The sequence below is a fragment of the Listeria grayi genome (genome assembly GCF_900638015.1).
GTDB lineage: Bacteria > Bacillota > Bacilli > Lactobacillales > Listeriaceae > Listeria > Listeria grayi.
The window spans coordinates 2,232,305-2,254,247 of record NZ_LR134483.1 but is presented as its reverse complement, the minus strand read 5'-3'; the positions used below and the strand labels follow the sequence as shown (position 1 = coordinate 2,254,247).

The following is a 21,943-nucleotide window of genomic DNA, read 5'->3' as shown; positions in this document are numbered from 1 at the left end:
GTGCGGGTCCTTTTTATTTTCCTTTCAAACGGTATCGATTGACCTGTTTAGCGAGTTTTTCTATGGTGAAAATGGCTGGGACTTGGGAAGTGATATCGGCACTTTTGATTTTTTCGGTATTGATGTAATAGGGGATATTGATATCTGACATTTCGGCGATCGTGCATTTGGAACTGTTTGTGATCGAGACGATAGTAGCTTCGGATTTTACAAAATGAGTGAGGTAATTGATAATGATTTCTGTTTCGCCGGAAACGGATAGGGCAATGATGCAGATTTTATTGGCAAGATCACGAGTGATATAACTGACTGGATTTAGTAAAGGGTTTTGGATGCTTACGGACATGTTGAAAATACTTGAAAAATATAAGGCACCGTATTCTGCGGTAACTTTTGAGGAGCCGATGCCAATCAAAAAAATCAGTTCCTTAGAGGCTAAGAGTTTGGCAACTTCAGCAATTTTCTGCTGATAGATTTTTTCGGTGGTGCGCTGCATAAAATTGATGATCAGTGATTCATCTAAATCAGCTGTTTCGTTGAGGCTTTCGGCTTTATCGATATAGAGACGTAGTTTGACCTTGAAATCAGAGAAACCGGCGCATTGAAACTTTTTGCAGAAACGAATGATGCTTGCCGTACTTGTATGCGTTCGCTCTGCTAATTCACGAACATTCATGAAGGATGTGATCTCTAGATTGTTGAGGATAAAGCGGTAAATGGCAATATCTGTCTCATTGAGCTTAGGGGATTCATCAAGAAATAACATTTATGGCCTCCAAATTGATTTTATAGGTGCTGTAACGGAGCGTTTCACTGCTGTTACAAAAAACAGTATACTTCATTTTGAAACCGTTTACAATAATGACGTATATTTCTACTGATTTTCGTGCTATTCTTACGTTGTCAAAAGGAATAATCTTAAAAAGGGGGAAGAATGATGTTTCATGATATTTTTACGAAAATGGAGAAATACTTACTGCCGATTTCTGCTCGAATCGGAGCGCAGCGACATATGTTAGCAATTCGAGATGCGTTTTCCAGTATCATGGCTGCTTTGATCGTAGGATCGGTTGCTTCACTAATCAATAATTTTCCTTATCAGCCATTTCAAGATTTTATGACAGCGGTATTTACGGAAACATGGAAAGAACCAGGAAATATCATCTACAACATGACGATGGGGATCTTGGGATTGTTGGTTGCAATCAGTATCGGCTATTATTTGGCTCAGCCTTATAAATTGGATGGGATCAGTTCCGCCCTGATGTCAGGGATATCATTTTTGATTTTGACACCTTTCTTGAAGGATGGGAGTCCAACGTTGGATTGGCTGGGGGCAAAGGGATTATTCGTGGCCATGATCGTCGGGATCTTCACAACAGAAATTTATCATTTTATTGTGAAACAGGGTTGGACGATCAAAATGCCGGAGGGTGTTCCGCCTGCTGTTACAAGTGGATTTGTTGCTTTGATTCCTTCATTTGTTATTTTTATACTGGTTGGACTGATTGCGAGTGTATTAAAGGCAACGACAGGATTATCGCTAACAGAAATTATTTATCAATTATTACAAGCTCCGTTTCAGCAAATCGGAGATACGATACCGGCGATGTGTCTACTAATGTTTGCCCGAGGTTTCTTATGGTTTTTCGGTATCCATGGAACGAATGTGTTAGGTCCGATCTCAGACAGCATTTTATTACCGAACATTGAGGAGAATGCCCGATATTTCGCGCAAGGTGTTTCTGCTTATGATGTGCCGAAAATAGCGACAAGTTCTTTTATTTCGCAGTTTGTCAGTATTGGAGGAACGGGTGTCGGACTTGCGTTTGTTATTGCGGTGATTATTATCTCACGGAGTAAAGCAACCCGGAAATTAAGCATTGGGGCTACACCAGGTGTTTTATTCAACATCAATGAACCAATTCTATACGGTGTGCCGATCGTTTTGAATGCTTCGCTGATCATTCCGTTTTTGCTGACACCGATTGTATTGATCATTGTCGGTTATATTGCAATGGGAACGGGGTTGGTTCCGAAAACGGTGGCGCTCGTGCCTTGGAATATGCCAGTGTTGATTGGTGGTTATTTATCAACGGGCGGTTCCTTCAGGGGTGTTATTTTACAGATCGTGGATGTCGTCATTGCTACGTTGATTTATCTGCCATTCATTAAACTGAATGACCGTGTGGAAGCGAAGATCAATGTAGCGGAGGAAGCAGAAATCGCAGAGAATAGATAAAGGAGCAAAAATGAGATGGGAAATAAATTAATTGTTAATGCGGATGATTTCGGCTATACGCCTGGAATAACGCAAGGGATACTGGCAGCACATCAGCGTGGGATCGTGTCTTCTACAACTGCACTGGTCGTGAGTGAATATTTTGAGGAGGCTATGGAAGTTGCGAGAAAGACGCCAAGCCTGAATGTGGGACTTCATTTGACATTGACTTTAAAGGCTACAAAGCCGCTGCTGGGAAGTGAAGTATCCTCGCTTATCAATGAAAAAGGTGAGTTTTGGTCGCAGTCAGAATTTCAGGAGCATATAAAAAGTGAGGAAGTTTATGCGGAATGGGATGCACAGATCGCTAAATTTCTGAGTAGCGGGCATCAACCGTCACATCTTGATTCGCATCATAACGTCCATGGGAAGGACGACCGTGTCTTAGCGGTAGCTTTGGAGCTTGCTAAGAAATATAAATTGCCGCTTCGAAAAGCAAGTAGAGCACCGGAAACGAAACATTTCGATGATTTATATGGCGAGGTGGCTGCAACGGATAAATTGATTGCGACCTTTTATGATGAAAATGCGACGAAAGAACATTTATTATTGATCCTGAAAGAAATTGGAGCGGCGGAATCTGAGCATACGTATGAAATCAATTGTCATCCGGCATACATCGATCCGATTTTGACGCATTCTACCAGCTATTTGACTCAGCGGCTTCGGGAATGGGAAATATTGACAGATCCGGAGATCATCCAAGCTGTGCAGAAAAATCATATTCAGCTCATCAATTATAGTTATATTAGGTAATAAGTAAAAAACAGCTCATAAAGGGCTGTTTTTTTATAGGGAGCGAATACATTGACAGGAAGAAGATAGGTTTTGTATATTTTAGGGAATAGAAAGAAGATGGAGGGATCATTATGAAAACAGCACTGATCACAGGGGCGAACACGGGAATGGGATATGCAACGACGGTCGCTTTGGCAAAGCAAAATATGCGTGTCGTTATGTTATGTCGTTCGAGGGAACGCGGAGAAGAAGCACGCAAAAAGGCTGTGAGTGAGAGTGGCTCACAAACGATTGCACTGCATATTGTGGATTTAAGTTCTTTTAAAAGCATTCGAGAAGCAGCAGAACAATTAAAAGTCCTTTATCCGGTGATTGACATTATGATCAATAATGCAGGTGTGGTGACGACGAAAAAAGAATATACCAAGGATGGCTTCGAAAAAATGATGGGTGTCAACTACTTGGGGCATTTTTTGTTGACCAATTTACTTCTTCCGAATATGGAAGCAGCAGATGCAGGCCGGATCGTCGTGGTGTCATCGGGAGCTTATAAATTTAGTCCGCTCTATTTGGATGACTTTAATTCTGATCAGCGTTTCAGCATTTGGAAAAATTATGGACGCTCGAAATTGGCGAATCTGCTGTTTGCTAGGGAACTGGCGCGACGGCTTTCGAGAACAAATGTCACGGTCAACGCGCTGCATCCAGGAGCAGTTGCGACAAGTCTTGGAGTAAATCGCGACACGGGATTTGGAAAAAGTATCACGGCGCTATTGAAGCCGTTTTTCCGTTCAGCGGAAAAAGGAGCCGAAACAGCGGTGTACTTAGCGACATCAGAGGAAGTAAAAGATATTACTGGGGAATATTTCTATAATAAAAAAATCAAGGCGACAAAAGGGGAAGCGAATAATTTAGAGCTTGCTGAGCAGTTGTGGCAAAAGAGTGAAGTCTACACGGAACTCGCGACGAAAGCATAAAAAAAGGATTTAGCCATTGTGCTAAATCCTTTTTTTCTTATTTTTGGAAGAAATTTGGTAAATATTCTTTGTGCGCTTCTAATAACTCATCCAGTAATTCACGAGCTACCGCATCGCTTGGTGTAAGCGGGTTGATCGTCATTGCGAGTAATGCTTTATCATAATCACCAGTAACCGCAGCTTCAGCAGTCAAGCGTTCAAACGTTTTGATTTCTTGAACGATACCGTTGATCGCAATTGGAAGATGGCCGCTTGCTAGCGGGATCGGACCTTGACGAGTAATCACGCAGTTTGTTTCTACAGCGGAATCAGGATCGATATCAAGGATCGCGCCGTTATTACGGGTGTTGACGATTTGGATATCACGTTTATCATTATAGATCGAGTTGATCAAGTTACAAGCTGCTTCGCTGTAATAAGCTCCGCCACGTTGTTCTAATTGTTTTGGTTTTTCAGCTAATTCTTCTTGTTTATAAAGTTCGAAAAGTTCTTTTTCTACGCCTTTTACAACTTCAGCACGAGTACCATGTTTCGCATAAGCTGCTTCTTGGTCCTCAAGTTGTTGTTTGGTTTGCCAGTAGTAGCGCAAGTAATCGATCGGGATCATGTTTAGTGTGCGTAAGAATGTTTTATCCCAGCCAGTAGCATTGATGTTTTTCAAATTAGAGCCTTGTTCATCTTCTGTCATTTTGTAAACGACATCGCTGGTTACGTCTTTACCATTATGATAAACAGCTTTTGCGAATACCATGTGGTTCAAGCCGACAAATTCGACATAGATCTCGCTAACGTCGACACCTAGTGTTTTTGCGATGTTGCGTTCAATACCGATCGGTCCGTTACAAAGACCAACGACTTTCTTTTGGTTACTATAGCGAAGGACTGCTTCTGTTACCATTCCAGCTGGGTTGGCAAAGTTGATCAGCCAAGCATCTGGACAGAGGCGTTCCATATCTTTACAGATGTCTAAAATAACGGGTATCGTACGAAGCCCTTTGAACATACCGCCTGGTCCGTTTGTTTCTTGACCAACCACACCGTGACTGTTTGGAATACGTTCATCTTTCACACGAGCATCTAATAAACCGACACGTAATTGTGTTGTAACGAAATCGGCACCTTTCAAAGCTTCTTCGCGGTCTAGTGTTAAATGGATCTCGATATCGGCACCAGCTTTTTCTACCATGCGTTTTGCTAGGCTACCAACGATTTCTAGTTTTTCTTTACCAGCCTCTACGTCTACCAGCCAAATTTCGCGAACCGGAAGTTCAGCTTGACGTTTGATGAAACCTTCGATCAATTCTGGTGTATAGCTGGATCCACCACCAATTGTAGCGATTTTAATACCATTAGTCATGTGTATTCCTCCACTCTATCATTTTCAGCAAAAGCGAAAATGTAAGCCCTTGCTTTCTGTACATCTCTAGTATAGAGCTTCCACAAAAAAATACTAGGCTTTTAGATGAGTTCGGGAAGGATTTTTAAAAAAGGAAATTGTCACATTTGTGTAACGACTTGTTACATGATAAAATGGCAGGGAGGAGGGGTTGACGTGCTTTTTTTAGATCACAATGTGGAATTGAATGATACAGAACTGTCGATTTATAATTATATAGTTGGGAATTTGGACAAAGTCGTATATATGCGAATTCGGGATTTAGCTGACGAGATCCATGTCAGTACCACAACGGTCCTGCGCTTTTGCCGCAAGTTCGAGTGTAATGGTTTTTCGGAGTTTCGTGTGAAGCTACAGATCTATGCAGAAATACAGAAAAAGACAAAGGTAGATATGTCAGATGAAACCACTTATATTGATTTTTTGAAACGCACGGCTGAACCCCAGTTTAAATTGAAAGTAAAAGAAGCAGTCAAGATACTGCGCGAAACGGAGCTGGTTTTATTCGTCGGGATCGGAGCTTCCGGCGTAATCGCGGAGTATGGTGCATTATATTTTTCGTCATTATTTACACTTGCTTTGAATATTGAAGATCCGCTGAATCATCCATTTGACCATTTATCTGATAAGTTGTCTGACCGGATCTGCCTGATCGCCGTTTCAGTAGAAGGAGAGAATGAGGACATCATCCGTTACATCCACCAGTTGAAGCAACAACGCTGCAAGATCATTTCCATTACCAATAGTGCCAAATCGACCATTGCCAGATTGTCAGATGCCAATATCGCTTATTATATCAATAAAGAGAAATACATTGAAGCTAATATTACTTCCCAGCTTCCAGCGCTTTATACGATCGAGAGTATTGCGCGGGAGATCAGGGCGGAGTTGGATCAAGAAGAAGTATGAAAAAGGAAATAATCACGGAGATCGTCATTTGACGGAAAACGTGTGGTTTTTTTATACGGCCAAAGCTTTTTTTCATGCTATACTAAAAAGAAAATAAATGAAAATCGAAGGAGTGAAGGATAGTGCGTGCAATTCTTACGGTAATTGGGAAAGACAGTGTGGGGATCATTGCTGGTGTCAGTCAAAAGTTAGCGGAGCTGGACATCAATATTTTAGATGTCAGCCAGACGATCATGGATGGCTATTTTACTATGATGATGATGCTTGATCTGCAGGAAGAACATGTAGATTTCAGTCATATCAAAGCGGAATTGAATGAGAAGGGACAGGCACTCCAAGTTACTATCAATATTCAGCGAGAAGAGATTTTCAATAATATGCACAAATTATAAAGGAATGAGGGAGTGTACCGATGGAAACAGCGCAAATACTGGAAACGATCCGGATGATCGAAGAAGAAAAATTAGATATCCGCACGATCACGATGGGGATATCACTTTTGGATTGTATCGATAGCGATGGTGAAAAGTCGCGGCAAAAAATTTACGATAAAATCGTTGGTTTGGCTAAGGATTTAGTTCAAGTCGGAGATGAGATCGAAATGGAATACGGGATCCCAATTATCAATAAGCGGATCTCAGTCACGCCGATCGCCATTATTGCTGGGGCAAGTGATGATAAAGACTACATTGCTTATGCGCAAACGCTTGATGCGGCGGCGAAAGCGGTTGGAGTGAATTTTATTGGCGGTTTTTCGGCGTTGGTACAAAAAGGTTATCACAAAGGAGACGAAATCTTGATTCGTTCGATTCCACGGGCATTAGCAGAAACGGAGCGGGTGTGCAGTTCTGTCAATATCGGTTCAACACGCGCGGGGATCAACATGGATGCTGTTCGGCAAATGGGAGAAGTCATCAAGGAAACAGCTGAGCTTACAGCTGACTCGCAAGGTCTAGGTTGTGCGAAATTGGTCGTTTTTGCGAACAGTGTAGAAGATAATCCTTTCATGGCAGGCGCTTTCCATGGTGTTGGCGAGGCAGATTGTGTGATCAACGTGGGTGTCAGTGGTCCAGGTGTTGTGAAGCGTGCTTTGGAGAAAGTAAAGGGCGAAAGCTTTGATGTCGTAGCAGAAACCGTAAAACAAACTGCTTTCAAAATCACGCGAATGGGTGAATTAGTCGGGCGAGTAGCATCGGAAAAGCTAGGCGTACCGTTTGGGATTGTCGACCTCTCGCTCGCGCCAACTCCGGCGATCGGTGATTCCGTGGCACATATTTTAGAAGAAATGGGCTTGGAAATGGTCGGCACCCATGGAACGACAGCGGCACTTGCTTTACTGAATGATGCGGTCAAAAAGGGCGGCGTTATGGCATGCGGACACGTCGGCGGACTTTCCGGCGCATTTATTCCTGTTTCGGAAGATGCCGGGATGATAGCAGCAGTGGAACAAGGTGTGATGAATTTGGAAAAACTAGAAGCGATGACGGCGATCTGTTCAGTAGGATTGGATATGATCGCTGTACCGGGAGAAACTTCTGCGGCGACACTTGCAGCGATGATCGCAGACGAAGCCGCCATCGGAGTCATCAATAACAAGACAACGGCGGTTCGCATTATTCCGGCAGTCGGCACAAAAGTCGGTGATACCGTTGAGTTTGGCGGATTACTAGGACATGCGCCTGTAATGGCAGTGAACGAAAAATCTTCTGCAGATTTTATTGCCCGAGGTGGCCGAATCCCTGCACCGATCCATTCTTTCAAAAATTAAAAAAAGCGGCTTGCTCTGATTTAGAGCAAGCCTTTTTTATGTCGTTTTTCGCACTACCAAATGGAAATCAAGCTCTAACAGTGGTGTGTTTTCATTATTTAAGTAATTATTAATGATCGTAAACGCATTTTCGCCTTGTTTATCGACTGGGTAATGGATCGTAGTGATATCCAGCAAATGCGCAACGTCCATATCGTCAAAGCCACATACGGCAAAGTCAGCCGGCACCGCGATCCCTAAGCGACGTGCTTCTGTTACCAATCCAGCAGCGAAAAAATCTGCTGAGGTAATGAACGCATCCGGTTTCACGCCGGCCTGTGCTTTCCACCAATGCGCGAGCTTTTCACCATCCTTGCGATGCGCCTGGCTGTGGATATGCGGAAACAGCCGACTATCCAAATCATATTTCACACAAAAATCTTCATACGCATCCATGCGACTTTTCGTATTCAATCCATTGATATTGCCATACACATTCATGATCCGGCGGTATCCTTGTGCATAAAGGTGCTCCAGCCCAAGCATGTAGCCGTCATACTGATTCATAAATACGGAAGCAACGCTGCTATTTTCGATCCGCTGCCAAGTCACGATCGGACCGTATTTCGTATAATGCTCGATCACATCCCAGTCATTCAAACGAATCGCCAGAACTAGGCCGTCTAGCTGCTTTCGACGCAACATCTCAAGTGCTTCCATTTCTTTCGACTTATCCAAGCCAGTCACAAACAGCGTTACATTATAATTTTTTGCTTGGGCAGCGATGGTAAAGCTTTTCAAAAAAACATTCAGCGAGTCGGAAAAAAGCGGTGCAACAATGCCGATCAGTTTCGTCGCCCCTTTTTTCAGCGAAACTGCATTTCGATTGGGAACGTAGTCCAGCTCTTTTACGATTTGCGCGACTTTTGCTTTTGTTTCCTTGCTGACATAGCCATTATTATTGATGACGCGGGATACAGTAGCAGAGGAAACCCCTGCTCGTTTAGCGATTTCTTTAATGTTTGCCACTCATGCACACCTCGATTTAGAATCCTTCTTTTTTATTATAGCAAAAAAGTGCTTGACCTGTAATGCATTACATAGATTACGATAAAGAAGTAATGAAAACGCTTTTAAAAATAGGAGGTAAACAGGATGACAAAAGGTATCAAAATCGTTACGATCGGTGGGGGCTCAAGCTATACACCTGAATTAGTAGAGGGATTTATCAAACGGTATCATGAACTGCCTATTAAAGAGTTATGGTTAGTCGACATTGAAGCTGGAAGAGAAAAATTAGAGATCGTCGGCAATATGGCGAAACGAATGGTCAAAGCAGCTGGAATCGATTGCACCGTTCATTTAACATTAGACCGCAGAGAAGCATTGAAAGATGCGGATTTTGTAACCACCCAATTTCGAGTAGGATTATTGGATGCACGGATCAAAGACGAACGCATTCCGCTTAGCCACGGAATTATCGGTCAAGAAACAAATGGCGCCGGCGGTATGTTCAAAGCATTTCGAACGATCCCGGTTATTCTAGGGATCGTCGAAGATATGCGGGAATTATGCCCGAATGCGTGGTTGATCAACTTTACCAACCCAGCCGGAATGGTAACAGAAGCAGTGCTTCGTTATGGTAAATGGGAGAAAGTGATTGGGTTATGTAACGTACCGATCGGAGCAGTCAAGAGTGCTTCCGAAGTTTTAGGGAAAACAGAAGAAGAATTGTTCTTCAAATTTGCCGGTATCAATCACTTACATTGGCACCGCGTGTTTGATAAAGCTGGTACGGAATTGACAGAGCAAGTGATCGATGGTCTTTACGCACCGGATGCTAATCCAGGTAAAGTAGTAGAAAATATTAAAAACATGCGTTTCTTATATGAACAAGTAAAACATTTGAAGATGCTCCCTTGTCCATATCACCGCTATTATTATATGACGGATGCGATGTTGAAAGAAGAATTGGCATCTTTCCACGAAGAAGGTACACGTGGCGAAGTCGTGAAAAAATTAGAAGAAAGTCTGTTTGAATTATATAAAGATCCAAATTTAGATCATAAACCGGAAGAGCTTTCCAAACGCGGCGGTGCGCATTACAGCGATGCCGCATGCGAGATCATCAATTCGATCTACAACAACAAAGGCACGGTCATGGTCGTTTCGACGCGTAATAATGGGGCGATCGATGACGTTCCTTATGACAGCGCAGTAGAGATCACGAGTGTTATTCGCGGACATGGTGCAGAACCGATCAACTTCGGGAAATTCCCTTCAGCGCAAAGAGGTCTGCTCCAAGTAATGAAAGCGATGGAAGAATTGACGATCGAAGCAGCAGTCACAGGAGATTATGCGACAGCACTGCAAGCATTCACATTGAATCCATTAGTTCCAAGTGGCGATTTAGCAAAAGAAGTATTGGATGAAATGTTGGAAGCACACAAAGCTTATTTACCACAGTTTCAGCAAAGAAGTACAGTAACGAATTGATTTTAGAGTGAGAGAATAAAACATTTGACTAGGCTATGGATTTCCAATATGTTATTGGTCATATATAGTCTAGTTTTGTTGCATGCGCCAATAAGCGATTAAAGGAAAGTTGATTTAGAAATACGAATCCGTGTTTAAAAGCATTATACGGCAAAGTAAAAAAATTTAATCGCTAGCCGGGGAGTTAAAGGAGGGTGAAAGTCTTCGTATAACTGCTTTTTCTATGAAAGGTAAAGATAGTACAAGTTTTAATTCCGAGTTTTCGCATCAGAAAAGTATTGACAAATAATTTAGCTAGCCGTATAATTTTCAGTAATTTCAGTGAAAGGGGACTTAACAAATGAAACGATTCGAGTGTAAAATGTGTATGGTCATGTGTAGCTCCAATGTATCTAATTATAGCAGATCTTTTATGCATGCCTGTATCCATTCCCTCGACAATGATGTTTGTTGACTCGCTTTTCATGGATAATAATATTCGGCGGTGCATTTAGGATTTCCTAGGTGCACCGCTTTTTTTTAAAGGGAGGAAAAAGAATGACGAAGAAAACAGTTTTGTCCACATTGATACTTAGTATAGCAATCTTGATAGTGCTAGCAGGATGTGGTGACAAAGGTGCTGCTAATAGCACGGAGCAAGTTTTAAAACTATCACAGGTTAGTGATCCAACTACACTGGATGTCAATGACATGCGTAATTCGAACGAAAATGACATTTTAAGTGAGACGCAAGAAGGCCTAACGTCTATAACATCTAAAGATGGCAAAGATAAAGTGGTTTTAACAGGAGCAACTTCGTATGAAAAATCAAAGAACGGTTTAACATATACATTTAAACTACGTAATTCGAAATGGTCGGATGGTAAAAAAGTGACTGCTCAACAATATGTTGATTCTTTCCGCCGGTTATTAAAAAAAGAAAATGCTTTTGCGCAAGCGACAAATGCGTACTTCATCAAAGGGGCACAAAAATATAATGAGGGGAAATCAACTGCTGATACACTTGGAGTTAAAGCGATAGACGGCAAGACCTTGCAAATCCAATTAGCCTATCCCTACCCGTCTTTATTATCAGATCTAAGTAGTGTCATTTATTACCCCGTTCGGATAGATTTGATCAATAAGGTCGGAAATAAAGAATGGAAAACCGATGTGAAAAATCAGGTTTCGAATGGTCCTTTTAAACTGGATTCTTGGAAAAAGAATGATAAATTAGTTTTGGTTAAGAATGATAAATATTGGAATGAAAAAAAGGTGAAGTTGAAAAAAGTTATTTATACAACTGTTAGCAAGGATGCAACTGTATTGTCCTTGATTCAATCCGGGCAATTAGATGCGATTTCGGCACGTGGGAAACAAATTAGCGATTTCAATAAGTTAGAAGCGAGTAATAAATTAGATTCACGAAAACAAGCAAGTGCACAAACGAATGTTTTGATTATGAACCAACATAATGGTGGAACGCAAAAGCTATTCAAAAATACGAAAATTCGTGGAGCGCTTGCTTTATCGATCGATCGAGATTCTTATAACAAAGCAGTCAGTGACGGGAAAGATAAGCCGACCTATACGATGACGCCACAATCAATCAATATAGGGAACACGAACTACGGTGAGTACGTAGGGAATCCATTAGAAGCGGATCAAAAGCAATATGATACGAAAGAAAAACGCCAAAAACTGTTTCAAAAGGGGTTAAAAGAATTAGGGAATTCTACTGACCTAAGCAAAGTAAATATTGTTTATTTAACAATTGGTGAAGATGACACGGGGACTTGGTTTAAACAAGAAATAGAGGAAAACCTTGGGGTTAAAGTAACGATTAAGACGGAGCCGGATAGTGCTAGCTTTATCGCAACTCGAAATAAGAATCAATACGATATTTTATCTAACGGTTGGCTAGCTACTGCTGATCCTAACTCTTATTTATCGTTATGGAATTCCAACAACGGCTTCCAAAAATTCTTCGGTGGTTATAGTAGTAAAAAATTTGATACTTTAGATGCATCACTCAATAAAGAATTGACTGCGGAAGAACGATTAAAAATATATAAAAAATTGGAAACACAATTGGTAGCGAAAGATTATGGCATGCTTCCACTTACGAATCCGCAATCACGGATTTATATTAATAAGTCAGTTAAAAATTTACAAACGACGTTATTCGGTGCTACTTATAACTATACGTATTCTTATAAAAAGTAAGGGGACTTAAACTGATGATAAAGCAGATTGTTCGTCGTTTTATTGAATTGATCATTTCCCTTTTTCTAATTGCTAGTGCTACGTTTTTCCTGCTTGCTGCCATTCCCGGAGATGCTTTATCGGCGCAAACGGATAAATTACCGGAAAAGACACGTGCGCAGATTTATCAAAATACGGGGCTAGATAAGCCTGTATTAGAACGCTATGTAATAACGATGTCCAATATGCTGCATGGGGAATTCGGTGAATCCATTGCTGATCCAAGCGTGACGATGACTAGTTTGATCCATGAACGATTACCAGTTTCTGCAAGGCTTGGATTACAGCAAATGGTAGTAGGGATTCCCATGGGATTATTGCTCGGTGTGCTTGCTGCGGTCTTTAAAAACACATTATTAGATCGAACGATTACGATATTGGCATTGCTGCTGATGTCTGTTCCGAGTCTGGTGCTGGCTTTATTGCTACAAAGCTATTTTGGTGGAAAATTAGGGTGGTTTCCTATCATTGGTTGGCCAGAAGATAGTCAGTTATGGTGGGGAGGTTGGTCTTACACGATTTTACCGACGATTGCAGGCGGTATCGGTTATATTGCCTCATACACGAGGCTGCTCAAGAATTCAATGGTTGACATTAGTTCTAGTGACTATGTACTAACTGCAAGAGCAAAAGGGTTATCAGAAACTCGTGTTGTGTTGCATCATGTGGTGCGAAATGCGTTTATTCCAATCGTTACCTCATTACCAGTTACATTAGCATTTGGAATCACAGGTTCCGTATTTATTGAGAGTATTTTTGTTATTCCTGGTATCGGGCAATACTTCGTTACAGCACTTACGAACCGAGACGTACCAATTGTAATGGGAGAAACAGTATTATTGGCGGTCATGTACATTGTCACTATATTTATTACCGATGTGCTTTATACGATTGTCGATCCGCGAATCAAGCTTTATCGAGATTAATTGGGGAGGAAACTATGGAAGACAGCAAATCAAAATTTAGATTCAGTCCTTATGAAGACCGAGTTTTGACTACTGATTCAGCTAATGAGTACTATACTACTCAAAGTATTGGCTTTTGGGCGTCTGCTCGTAAGAAGTTTACTCACGATTATTTGGGAATGTCTTGGCTCATCGTCCTGATTATCATTATTTTAGCAGCATGGCTCGGTCCCATGCTGCAACATTTAAATCCTAATCAGATAGATGTGAACAGCCGAAATATGGGGATCAGTGCTACACATTGGTTTGGAACGGATCGCTTGGGACGTGACTTATTTACTAGAGCGTGTATCGGAGTACGAATTTCACTTACTGTAGCTATTTTAAGCACCTTTATTGCTATTGGATTTGGAACTTTTTATGGTATGATCATGGCATTTTTTGGTGGAAAAGTAGATAATTTCATGATGCGAGTTATCGAAGTCTTTAATTCGCTACCAAGTCTGCTGATTACGATGTTGATTATGATTATTCTAGGTAACGGAGTCGGAAGTATGCTATTTGCTTTAGCTTTTACAAGCTGGTCTGGGTCTGCACGACAAGCACGGGGGCTAGTGCTGCAACTGCGAGAGCGCGATTATGTAACTTCTGCTATAATGCTGAACACACCGCCATGGCTTTTGATGTTACGCCATTTTGTACCGAATATGATGAGTATTCTTATTCTTGATATTGGTCAAAGTATTCCTGGCAATATTTTTGGCGAGGCAAGCTTGAGCTTCCTAGGTATGGGAATCAAAGCACCAAATACAAGTTTGGGGATTTTAATATCCGATGGTCAAAACCAAATGTTGCAACATCCGATTCAATTGTATATTCCAGTACTGATTTTACTGTTGATCGTTTTCGCTTTTAATATTGTTGGTGATGGGCTTCGCGATGCGCTTGATCCGAAGTATAAAAGATAGGAGTGGGTGGTATGCTAAGCAGAAGCATTCGGTGGCATAAGGCATTATGGATCATTGCTGGACTACTCACGGTGCTGACAACTATAAATTTGCCGCATCATAGATTATTGGTTGCGATACGTCTAGGAGTGCATCAAACAGCATGGGGAATAGCGGCAGTAACTTTGTTTTTGCTCTCGCTTAAGCTTTTAAGACATTCGCGAGAAAAGAGTGATAAAGCGCCAACTGCACTAGAATTAGGCGTTGTATTTATTTTTATGGTTTTTACGGGTACATGTATAGACTTGATTTTATAGATATGCCTACAACTTGCAAGGAAACAAAAGAAAGAGGGAGCGTACGGATATGTCCGAAATAATTGCCATTGAAAACTTACATGTGGCATTTCATGAGAGTAATAGTTCTGTTTATGCGGTCAATGGGATCGATTTAAGCATAAAGCGTGGTGAGACCTTAGCAATTGTCGGAGAATCAGGTTCGGGAAAGTCAGTATCAATGTATGCACTGCTGGGTTTGTTGAAAAAAAATGCTACGATTACAGCAAACACACTTAAATTTGATGGTGACGATCTAAAAACGGCGAATCAGAAAAAATATGCTGCGATTCGCGGTCGGGAAATTGCATTGATTTTTCAGGATCCATTAAGCGCTCTTAATCCGACGATGAGAATCGGTCGGCAAATTGGTGAAGGGATCAAGGTACATGATCGATTGCGAGGGAATGCGCTTAGAGATGCGGTGTATAAAGAAATTAGAGATGTGGGATTGGATGATCCAAAATTGATTGCTAAAAAATTCCCGCACGAGCTTTCAGGAGGGCAGCGACAGCGAGTCATGATTGCGATGGCCCTGATCAACAGGCCAAAAGTCTTAATTGCTGACGAACCAACTACCGCACTAGATGTAACTTTACAGACACAAATTTTAGAATTAATCAAAGAGCGTAAGGAGAAAAGTGATCTTAGTGTGATTTTTATCAGTCATGATCTAGGTGTAGTTGCAAATATTGCCGATCGTGTTGCGATTATGTACGCAGGGAAAATTGTAGAAATTGGTATGGCGAACGAAATCTTTTATAATCCACAACATCCTTATACTTGGGGATTATTGGATTCTGTCCCGAATAATGCCGATAATCGGAAAACCTTATTTACATTACCTGGATCACCACCAGATATGAGACAAAAGGTTTTAGGTGATGCATTTGCGCCGCGTAATCCTTATGCATTAGCAATCGATTATGAAGCAGAGCCACCTTATTTTCAAGTATCTGCAACGCATTCTGTGAAATCATGGCTGTTAGATGAGCGTGCCCCCGATTATACGCCTCCGGAGAGCATACAAAAGCGTTGGGAACGTTTTAAGAAGCTACAAGGAAGGGAGGAAGGTGAAAAAAATGAGTGAGAGAATCTCTGTAGCAACTGAGAAAGAAAAAGGGGGCAGCTTGCCATCAGAGGCCCTTATTTCGGTTCAGGATCTAACTGTCACTTTTCGGAAGGGTCGTCAAATCATTGAAGCTGTCAATAACATTAGTTTTGATATTCTACCGGGAAAAACAGTTGGTTTGGTAGGTGAATCGGGATCTGGAAAAACGACAACGGGGAGAGCGATTGCTCGTATCGGTCAAATTACAGCAGGTGACATTCGCTTTCAAGGGCATTCAATCCAACACTTTTCACGAAAACAACGAACAGAATTCAGACGACAAGTACAAATGGTCTTTCAAGATCCGTTTGAATCATTGAACCCTCGACAAAAAGTGGCAGATATTATTGCAGAAGGTATTGATAATTTCAGTTTAGCTAGCTCAAAGCAAGAACGTTTAAGTAAGATTATAGGATTACTCGAGCAAGTAGGATTACCGATGGATGCGATCGATCGATTCCCGCATGAATTTTCAGGCGGGCAACGACAACGGATCAGTATTGCACGAGCCTTGGCAGTGAATGCACAATTTTTAATCTTAGATGAACCGATTTCGTCATTAGATGTTTCGATTCAAGCACAAATTATCAATCTACTTAAAACGATCCAAGAAGAACAACAACTGACCTACTTATTTATTGCACATGATCTTTCTATGGTACATTATATCAGTGATCAAATAGTGGTCATGTATCAAGGACGTATTGTAGAGATCGGCTCGGCAGATGATGTTTATTATCGGGCTCGGCATCCCTATACGCAGGCGTTACTATCCTCCGTTCCACAAGCCGATCCTATTTACGAGCAACAGAAGAAAATATTGAGCTATCAGAAAGAAAGCTTTAGTAAAAACGCTCGATTAGTAGAGGAAGTCCCCGGACATTGGGTTTTAAGAGAATAAAAAGATACAAACGGAAAGTATATAGTTATATAGGAAGTGACCCCGGAAATCAGGGGTTTTTTATATGGTCAATGGTTGTTTCGATCTTCTGGACGACATATCTAACTGCTACATGATCCGATTTAGCTTGTTGGTTCAAACGAGTATCACGAAAATCAATGCAAGCATCGCTGGGATTCCTTGTTTGATCAATATCCCCTTGCTGGCTGTAAAGGTGCCAAACAGAGCAGCAATGATGACGCAACTTAAAAAGAATAAGATGACGGAAGTCGCAAATGCTGCGGGTGCAAAAAATAACCCCCAAAACAGCCCGGCTGCTAAAAAGCCATTATATAACCCTTGGTTGGCAAATAGCGTTTGTACTTCTTTCATTTGTAAAACAGATTTTGGAACACCAAAAGATTTTTCCGCTGCTTTACTTGTGGAAAAGAACATTTCTAAAGCTAAAATGTATAAGTGTTCTAAAGCTACAATTAAAACTAAAATAAAACTAATGATCTGCATGCTATTGCTCCCCTTTTTTAGATATTTAGACTAATATTTTTAATATAGCATGAAATACGCTAACAACATAAAAAGATGCCTGCTCTATACGAACAAGCATCGCAATTCATATTGTACGCTTATTTTTCCACCACATGGATATCTTCAAAAGAACCATACTTTGTCCACCAGGGAACAGCACCTTCATTCAACAATTTATCTAAAGAAGTGATATTTTCTTTTCCTTGCGTGCGAAGCCAGTTGCGAAGTGCTTCTTCGCCTTGCTTACCGTAAACCTCAATGCCGTCTTTCCATGTCGCGCGTCCACATAAAACACCACTGTATTCGACATGATGTTCATTGACGAATTGAATGGTTTTATGGAATAATTCTGCTGTTACACCGGCGCTTAGATAAATGAATGGGAGCGGGCTGAGGTCGGAACACTCCTTGAAATATCTTGCTGCTTCTTCTTGCGTGTAAACTGTTTCGCCTTCAGCAAAGCCTTCCACAAATTTAAAGTTTACTGGCACTTCCAGTTTTAATACATCCACACCATAACGCGGTTTAGAAAACTCTTTGATAGCGGCTTTTACTTTTTCTGGTTTTAGTTTCGCATATTCTACGGAAAGCGAATCAGAAATGTTAGCGTCATAAGTAATCGGTTCAAGGAAGAAAGGAATATCGACAGATTGACATTCAGCACCGATTCTTTCTAAGAAAGCATATTTTACTTCATTGATTTCAGCTGGTTCGTCTGGATCATAATAAACTAAGATCTTAACAGCATCGCCGCCTTTTTCTTTGATTCGTAGTGCAGACAAGTCTGAGATCAAATCAGGTAATTTACCTGGTGTTGTTGTATCGTAACCGGTTTTTTCGTAAGAAGTCAATAATCCGGAGTCTTTATGTCTAGCTTTGATCGCATCTTCGCCGTATTCCAAGTCAAGTAGGATCGCCGATGCGTAAGGAGTCAGTTCTTCGGAAACAAGGCGTTTAAAATCTTCTACGTCTTTTTTATCTTCCGTTCCTTTTGCTGTTTGGATCATTTTTTTCAGCGAACCACGTTGGTCGATCGCCAGAGCTGCAATGATTCCATTTTCGTTTGACAAACGTTGTAAGCCGTCGAATTTTCCTTTTGTTATTTCTACCATGTTTACCAATCTCCTTTACCACTCTTTTTGATAAGTATTACACAAGTGTCCTTTTATTTATTTACCCTGTCGTTTGCTGAAATAAACAAAAAAGAGAAGCAATTTTTTGATCGCTTCTCTTTCGCATTATTTACCAGTTACTTTCGAAATACTGTCTTTTAATTGATAAAGACGAGTCGAAATACTGTAGTCGCTCCATTTGGAGTTATCGACAAGATAAACATGTTTTGCTTCTACAGCGGGAATGTCTTGCCATACGCCATCAAGTAGATCTTGAACAGATTCATCATTACCGCTAGGCGCCAAAATGAAGATGTAGTCTGCTCCCTTTACGTAATTTGGAACAGCTTCCTTGGATATAGCTTTAGTTTGTTTGTTTTTTGCGGCAGCAGCAGTCGGTTTGAAGCCAGCGCCTTTGTCATAAAGTCCGGAGAAAACCTTTTGATCGTGGATGTAGATATCTTTGCCGTAAAATTGCATAACGGCGGCTTTTTTATTAGTGATACCGGCTGTTTCTAATTTTGCACGTTCTTTTTTTAGTACAGCTGCATATTTTTTGTCCCAATTCTTTTTTTGCTTTTCTTTATGTAGCAAAGTAGCCAGTTTTTCTAATTGCTGATCCGGCGTATCACCAAAGTGAGTGGCGTATACGGGAGCGATTTTTTCTAGATTTTCGATCATATCTTTTTGGTAATCACTGATAATGATCAAATCTGGAGCAAGGTTGGTGATCTTCTCGATGTTTGGCTTATCTCCGCCGATGCTTTGGGCATTTTTTGTTTCAGTAGGGTATGTTTCTTTATAATAATCGTTGGTTCCGATTGCGGGGGCACCTAATACCGACAATTCAGAAACATTTTGCAAAGCAACGATTTTTTTCGGATTTTCCGGAAGCGTTACTTTCCGTTTTAAAGCATCTGTGACAGTCTGTGTTTTTGGTTTTTCTGAACTTGCTTTGTCGTTGTTTCCGCAGCCAGCTAAAACAGCGATCAATGCGATTAGAGTAATAAGAATTTGCCAACTATGTTTTTTCTTCATTATATCCTCCTTGAAATGAAAATGATTTTCATTATCATTATAACGGAATAAAATGAAAGAAACAAGACGCAAAAAAGCAGCTATGCCAGTATTCGGCAATAGCTGCTTAGGATCTTAATGTTTTAAACGTTCCACTTCAACCACTCGTAAACCTTTACGATTCAAGTGTTCGACAATTTCGTTTTTCAATGATTCAGTAACGCCGTTTGGTAAAGAGACCATGACGCGACGAATGAAGTCATCACTTTGATTGTCTAATGTGATCAAGCTAGCGATCGATGTATAGCGGTCGACGATCTTTGTCAGTTTTGTCAGCGCGCCTTTTACTTCGCCGGAAGCAACCGTAAGGACGTAGCTGGTTGTTTCAATATTCCAAGCATCTTGGAGCAGACCAAGCATTTTCCCGTGAGTAAGGATTCCATAAAAGTCGCCGCTGTCATTTAAAACAGCGATGTAGGGAAGTTCCTTGATTGTAAAAAACACTTCAAAGAAAGAAGCATTTACGGAAATGTATTTTGTCGCGTTCTTTAATAAAGAAGTGACTGGTTCGTTCAAACTACCACCTTCTGCGGCATGTCTGTAAATATGCATTTTGTATATATTTCCCAAAAATTTCTTACCATCTTTATCTAAAATTGGAACACAACGATAGCCAGACTCTTCTAATAGATCAATTGCTTCTTTTAGCGTAGCAGTTTCTGGTACGGTCGTTAAATTGATTTTAGGGATACATAAATTTTTGATAAGCATAAAAAGTCACTCCATTCGTTTATTTCATCATCTGTTTTCATTTTAACTTAAAGAGGGAGCTTTGTATAGAAAATTCACAAGCAAATTAATTTATTGTAAGGATTATGATGTGTATGATGAACATATCATAATAGAAAGAAGGCATTAGACATGAGTGAAGAAATTAGAAATTTTGATGCGTACAATCCAACGCATATCGTATTTGGGAAAAACCGTTTGGCGGAATTGGAAAACTTGATCCCCCAAGATAAAAAAGTATTGCTTTTATATGGCGGTGGCAGCGTGAAGAAATTCGGTACTTTGGATAAAGTGAAAAAAGCGCTGGCAAATCATCAAGGCGAGGTTGGCGAATTTGGTGGTATCGAAGCAAATCCGACATATGAAACGTTGATTCAGGCAGTCGATTTGGTTAAAAAGGAAAATTATGACTTTTTACTAGCAGTCGGCGGAGGTTCTGTTATTGATGGAACGAAATTTGTCGCAGCAGCAGCTGTTTTCGACGGCGACCCAATCCATATCTTCGGAAATGGTATCGGTGAGAAGAAGCCGATCACCAAAGCATTGCCATTTGGTACGGTATTGACTTTACCGGCTACTGGTTCGGAAATGAACAGTGGCGGCGTGGTTACATTTGTAGAGAAAAAAGCAAAACTTTCTTTCGGAAGCGCATATACGTTCCCAGTATTTTCGATCTTAGAACCGGAAATCACTTATACGTTACCAAAAAGACAAGTTGCAAATGGTGTGGCAGACGCGTTTGTCCACATTATGGAACAATACATGACTTATCCAGTAGGCGCTATGATCCAAGATCGTTTTGCAGAAGGCTTGCTGATGACATTGATCGAGATCGGTCCGAAATTGATGGCAGAAGAAACGCCTGATTATAACCTTCGTGCCAACTTTATGTGGGCGGCAACTAATGCCTTGAATGGTACATTGTCAAAAGGTGTGCCGCAAGATTGGGCTTCGCATAGTTTGGGACATGAGATCACAGCGCTGTATGGTATCGATCATGCACGGACATTAGCAATCGTTCTGCCGTCGTTATTAGAAGTACGAAAAGCAGAAAAACATGATAAATTAGTACAATATGCTGAACGTGTATGGGGATTAACTGGCAGCGATGACGAAAAAATCCAACAAGCGATCGAAAAAACACGTGCTTTCTTTGAATCCTTAGAAATCGGCACTTCCTTCCAAGCTTATGATCTAGGCGAAGAAGTCGTAGAGGAATTAGTTGCCCAATTAGAAAAACACGGATTGACAAGCATTTCCGAACGCGGCGACCAAACTTTGGAAATTTCCAGAGAAATTTATACACGAGCGCTGTAAAATATTTTTAATATCTGTCATTAGATGGACAAATGGTGGCAGAGGCTGATTTAGGAAGGAAATATAAAAGCGTGTTTTCAAGCTATTCCGCTTCTGTCTGCCATTTATGGGAATATGTAGAATATTACTATTGTATCAAAAATAGTAATATTCTTTTTTTTTACGTATTAATTTCACGAGAAATATTGACAAATAC

21 protein-coding genes are annotated in these 21,943 nt (G+C 40.8%); 14 read left to right on the top strand and 7 right to left on the bottom strand.

The features are described from left to right. Positions 1–13: 13 nt before the first annotated feature. Positions 14–766, bottom strand: coding sequence for a MurR/RpiR family transcriptional regulator (locus EL241_RS11030; protein WP_036107552.1), 753 nt, complete (start codon positions 764–766; stop codon positions 14–16). A gap of 171 nt (positions 767–937) precedes the next feature. On the opposite strand from EL241_RS11030, the gene EL241_RS11025 reads away from it, so the two are divergent. The 3 genes from EL241_RS11025 (at position 938) to EL241_RS11015 (ending at position 3,996) form a co-directional block, all read left to right on the top strand. Continuing rightward, a complete protein-coding gene (locus EL241_RS11025) occupies positions 938–2,242 on the top strand; it encodes a PTS sugar transporter subunit IIC (RefSeq protein WP_052009256.1) in 1,305 nt (434 codons plus the stop codon). Between the two features lie 15 nt (positions 2,243–2,257). Further along, the gene (gene chbG / locus EL241_RS11020) at positions 2,258–3,037 is read left to right on the top strand and encodes a chitin disaccharide deacetylase (RefSeq protein ID WP_036107550.1); all 780 of its coding nucleotides are present in this window, start codon (positions 2,258–2,260) and stop codon (positions 3,035–3,037) included. A 113-nt stretch (positions 3,038–3,150) separates the two neighbouring features. After that, positions 3,151–3,996, top strand: coding sequence for an SDR family oxidoreductase (locus EL241_RS11015; protein WP_003754311.1), 846 nt, complete (start codon positions 3,151–3,153; stop codon positions 3,994–3,996). Positions 3,997–4,033: 37 nt separating this feature from the next. Here the strand turns inward: EL241_RS11015 and EL241_RS11010 are convergent, their stop codons facing one another. Next, positions 4,034–5,353, bottom strand: a complete 1,320-nt coding sequence (locus tag EL241_RS11010) for a 6-phospho-beta-glucosidase (RefSeq protein WP_003754313.1) — start codon at positions 5,351–5,353, stop codon at positions 4,034–4,036. 195 nt (positions 5,354–5,548) lie between these two features. Here EL241_RS11010 and EL241_RS11005 point away from each other — a divergent pair, with 195 nt between their 5' ends. From EL241_RS11005 to EL241_RS10995, 3 genes are all read left to right on the top strand, one after another. Beyond that, positions 5,549–6,301 (top strand): MurR/RpiR family transcriptional regulator, encoded by a 753-nt coding sequence (locus tag EL241_RS11005; RefSeq protein WP_036107546.1) that lies wholly within the window; start codon positions 5,549–5,551, stop codon positions 6,299–6,301. A 122-nt stretch (positions 6,302–6,423) separates the two neighbouring features. Continuing rightward, positions 6,424–6,693, top strand: coding sequence for an ACT domain-containing protein (locus EL241_RS11000; RefSeq protein WP_036107543.1), 270 nt, complete (start codon positions 6,424–6,426; stop codon positions 6,691–6,693). Between the two features lie 20 nt (positions 6,694–6,713). Next, positions 6,714–8,069, top strand: coding sequence for a PFL family protein (locus EL241_RS10995; protein ID WP_036107540.1), 1,356 nt, complete (start codon positions 6,714–6,716; stop codon positions 8,067–8,069). Between the two features lie 36 nt (positions 8,070–8,105). Here the strand turns inward: EL241_RS10995 and EL241_RS10990 are convergent, their stop codons facing one another. After that, positions 8,106–9,077: a LacI family DNA-binding transcriptional regulator gene (locus tag EL241_RS10990; RefSeq protein ID WP_126320590.1), complete on the bottom strand. Its 972-nt coding sequence runs from the start codon at positions 9,075–9,077 to the stop codon at positions 8,106–8,108. 126 nt (positions 9,078–9,203) lie between these two features. On the opposite strand from EL241_RS10990, the gene EL241_RS10985 reads away from it, so the two are divergent. From EL241_RS10985 to EL241_RS10955, 7 genes are all read left to right on the top strand, one after another. Then, entirely contained in the window at positions 9,204–10,544 is a 1,341-nt protein-coding gene (locus EL241_RS10985) for a 6-phospho-beta-glucosidase (RefSeq protein WP_036107537.1), read from the top strand. A gap of 537 nt (positions 10,545–11,081) precedes the next feature. After that, on the top strand, positions 11,082–12,749 hold the full coding sequence (locus tag EL241_RS10980) for a peptide ABC transporter substrate-binding protein (protein WP_036107533.1): 1,668 nt from the start codon (positions 11,082–11,084) through the stop codon (positions 12,747–12,749). Positions 12,750–12,763: 14 nt separating this feature from the next. Then, on the top strand, positions 12,764–13,714 hold the full coding sequence (locus EL241_RS10975) for an ABC transporter permease (RefSeq protein ID WP_036107530.1): 951 nt from the start codon (positions 12,764–12,766) through the stop codon (positions 13,712–13,714). A gap of 14 nt (positions 13,715–13,728) precedes the next feature. Then, complete coding sequence (locus tag EL241_RS10970) at positions 13,729–14,661, top strand: ABC transporter permease (RefSeq protein ID WP_036107527.1); 933 nt, start codon at positions 13,729–13,731, stop codon at positions 14,659–14,661. Between the two features lie 11 nt (positions 14,662–14,672). Further along, complete coding sequence (locus EL241_RS10965; protein WP_036107524.1) at positions 14,673–14,957, top strand: hypothetical protein; 285 nt, start codon at positions 14,673–14,675, stop codon at positions 14,955–14,957. Between the two features lie 49 nt (positions 14,958–15,006). Then, on the top strand, positions 15,007–16,065 hold the full coding sequence (locus EL241_RS10960) for an ABC transporter ATP-binding protein (protein ID WP_036107522.1): 1,059 nt from the start codon (positions 15,007–15,009) through the stop codon (positions 16,063–16,065). Beyond that, the gene (locus EL241_RS10955) at positions 16,058–16,987 is read left to right on the top strand and encodes an ATP-binding cassette domain-containing protein (protein ID WP_052009268.1); all 930 of its coding nucleotides are present in this window, start codon (positions 16,058–16,060) and stop codon (positions 16,985–16,987) included. Before EL241_RS10960 ends, EL241_RS10955 begins: the two co-directional genes overlap by 8 nt. Before the next feature lie 135 nt (positions 16,988–17,122). Here the strand turns inward: EL241_RS10955 and EL241_RS10950 are convergent, their stop codons facing one another. The 4 genes from EL241_RS10950 to cbpA all read right to left on the bottom strand — a co-directional run bounded on the left by EL241_RS10950 (position 17,123) and on the right by cbpA (position 20,412). After that, positions 17,123–17,491, bottom strand: coding sequence for a DUF1304 domain-containing protein (locus tag EL241_RS10950; RefSeq protein WP_036107520.1), 369 nt, complete (start codon positions 17,489–17,491; stop codon positions 17,123–17,125). 119 nt (positions 17,492–17,610) lie between these two features. Then, on the bottom strand, positions 17,611–18,624 hold the full coding sequence (locus tag EL241_RS10945) for a tagatose-bisphosphate aldolase (RefSeq protein WP_036107517.1): 1,014 nt from the start codon (positions 18,622–18,624) through the stop codon (positions 17,611–17,613). A gap of 126 nt (positions 18,625–18,750) precedes the next feature. After that, positions 18,751–19,662: an ABC transporter substrate-binding protein gene (locus EL241_RS10940; protein ID WP_170166162.1), complete on the bottom strand. Its 912-nt coding sequence runs from the start codon at positions 19,660–19,662 to the stop codon at positions 18,751–18,753. A 114-nt stretch (positions 19,663–19,776) separates the two neighbouring features. Beyond that, the gene (gene cbpA, locus EL241_RS10935; RefSeq protein ID WP_003754327.1) at positions 19,777–20,412 is read right to left on the bottom strand and encodes a cyclic di-AMP binding protein CbpA; all 636 of its coding nucleotides are present in this window, start codon (positions 20,410–20,412) and stop codon (positions 19,777–19,779) included. 150 nt (positions 20,413–20,562) lie between these two features. Between cbpA and EL241_RS10930 the strand changes: the two genes are divergently transcribed. Next, positions 20,563–21,747, top strand: coding sequence for an iron-containing alcohol dehydrogenase (locus EL241_RS10930; protein WP_036107514.1), 1,185 nt, complete (start codon positions 20,563–20,565; stop codon positions 21,745–21,747). The last annotated feature ends 196 nt before the right edge of the window (positions 21,748–21,943 follow it).

Coding starts and splice junctions, on each gene's coding strand:
- EL241_RS10980 (WP_036107533.1), top strand. CDS start 11,082: ATGACGAAGAAAACAGTTTTGTCCACATTGATACTTAGTATAGCAATC.
- EL241_RS10960 (WP_036107522.1), top strand. CDS start 15,007: ATGTCCGAAATAATTGCCATTGAAAACTTACATGTGGCATTTCATGAG.
- EL241_RS10940 (WP_170166162.1), bottom strand. CDS start 19,662: ATGAAGAAAAAACATAGTTGGCAAATTCTTATTACTCTAATCGCATTG.
- cbpA (WP_003754327.1), bottom strand. CDS start 20,412: ATGCTTATCAAAAATTTATGTATCCCTAAAATCAATTTAACGACCGTA.
- EL241_RS10970 (WP_036107527.1), top strand. CDS start 13,729: ATGGAAGACAGCAAATCAAAATTTAGATTCAGTCCTTATGAAGACCGA.
- EL241_RS10985 (WP_036107537.1), top strand. CDS start 9,204: ATGACAAAAGGTATCAAAATCGTTACGATCGGTGGGGGCTCAAGCTAT.
- EL241_RS10945 (WP_036107517.1), bottom strand. CDS start 18,624: ATGGTAGAAATAACAAAAGGAAAATTCGACGGCTTACAACGTTTGTCA.
- EL241_RS11030 (WP_036107552.1), bottom strand. CDS start 766: ATGTTATTTCTTGATGAATCCCCTAAGCTCAATGAGACAGATATTGCC.
- EL241_RS10975 (WP_036107530.1), top strand. CDS start 12,764: ATGATAAAGCAGATTGTTCGTCGTTTTATTGAATTGATCATTTCCCTT.
- EL241_RS10995 (WP_036107540.1), top strand. CDS start 6,714: ATGGAAACAGCGCAAATACTGGAAACGATCCGGATGATCGAAGAAGAA.
- EL241_RS10965 (WP_036107524.1), top strand. CDS start 14,673: ATGCTAAGCAGAAGCATTCGGTGGCATAAGGCATTATGGATCATTGCT.
- EL241_RS10950 (WP_036107520.1), bottom strand. CDS start 17,491: ATGCAGATCATTAGTTTTATTTTAGTTTTAATTGTAGCTTTAGAACAC.
- chbG (WP_036107550.1), top strand. CDS start 2,258: ATGGGAAATAAATTAATTGTTAATGCGGATGATTTCGGCTATACGCCT.
- EL241_RS11025 (WP_052009256.1), top strand. CDS start 938: ATGTTTCATGATATTTTTACGAAAATGGAGAAATACTTACTGCCGATT.
- EL241_RS11010 (WP_003754313.1), bottom strand. CDS start 5,353: ATGACTAATGGTATTAAAATCGCTACAATTGGTGGTGGATCCAGCTAT.
- EL241_RS10930 (WP_036107514.1), top strand. CDS start 20,563: ATGAGTGAAGAAATTAGAAATTTTGATGCGTACAATCCAACGCATATC.
- EL241_RS11015 (WP_003754311.1), top strand. CDS start 3,151: ATGAAAACAGCACTGATCACAGGGGCGAACACGGGAATGGGATATGCA.
- EL241_RS10955 (WP_052009268.1), top strand. CDS start 16,058: ATGAGTGAGAGAATCTCTGTAGCAACTGAGAAAGAAAAAGGGGGCAGC.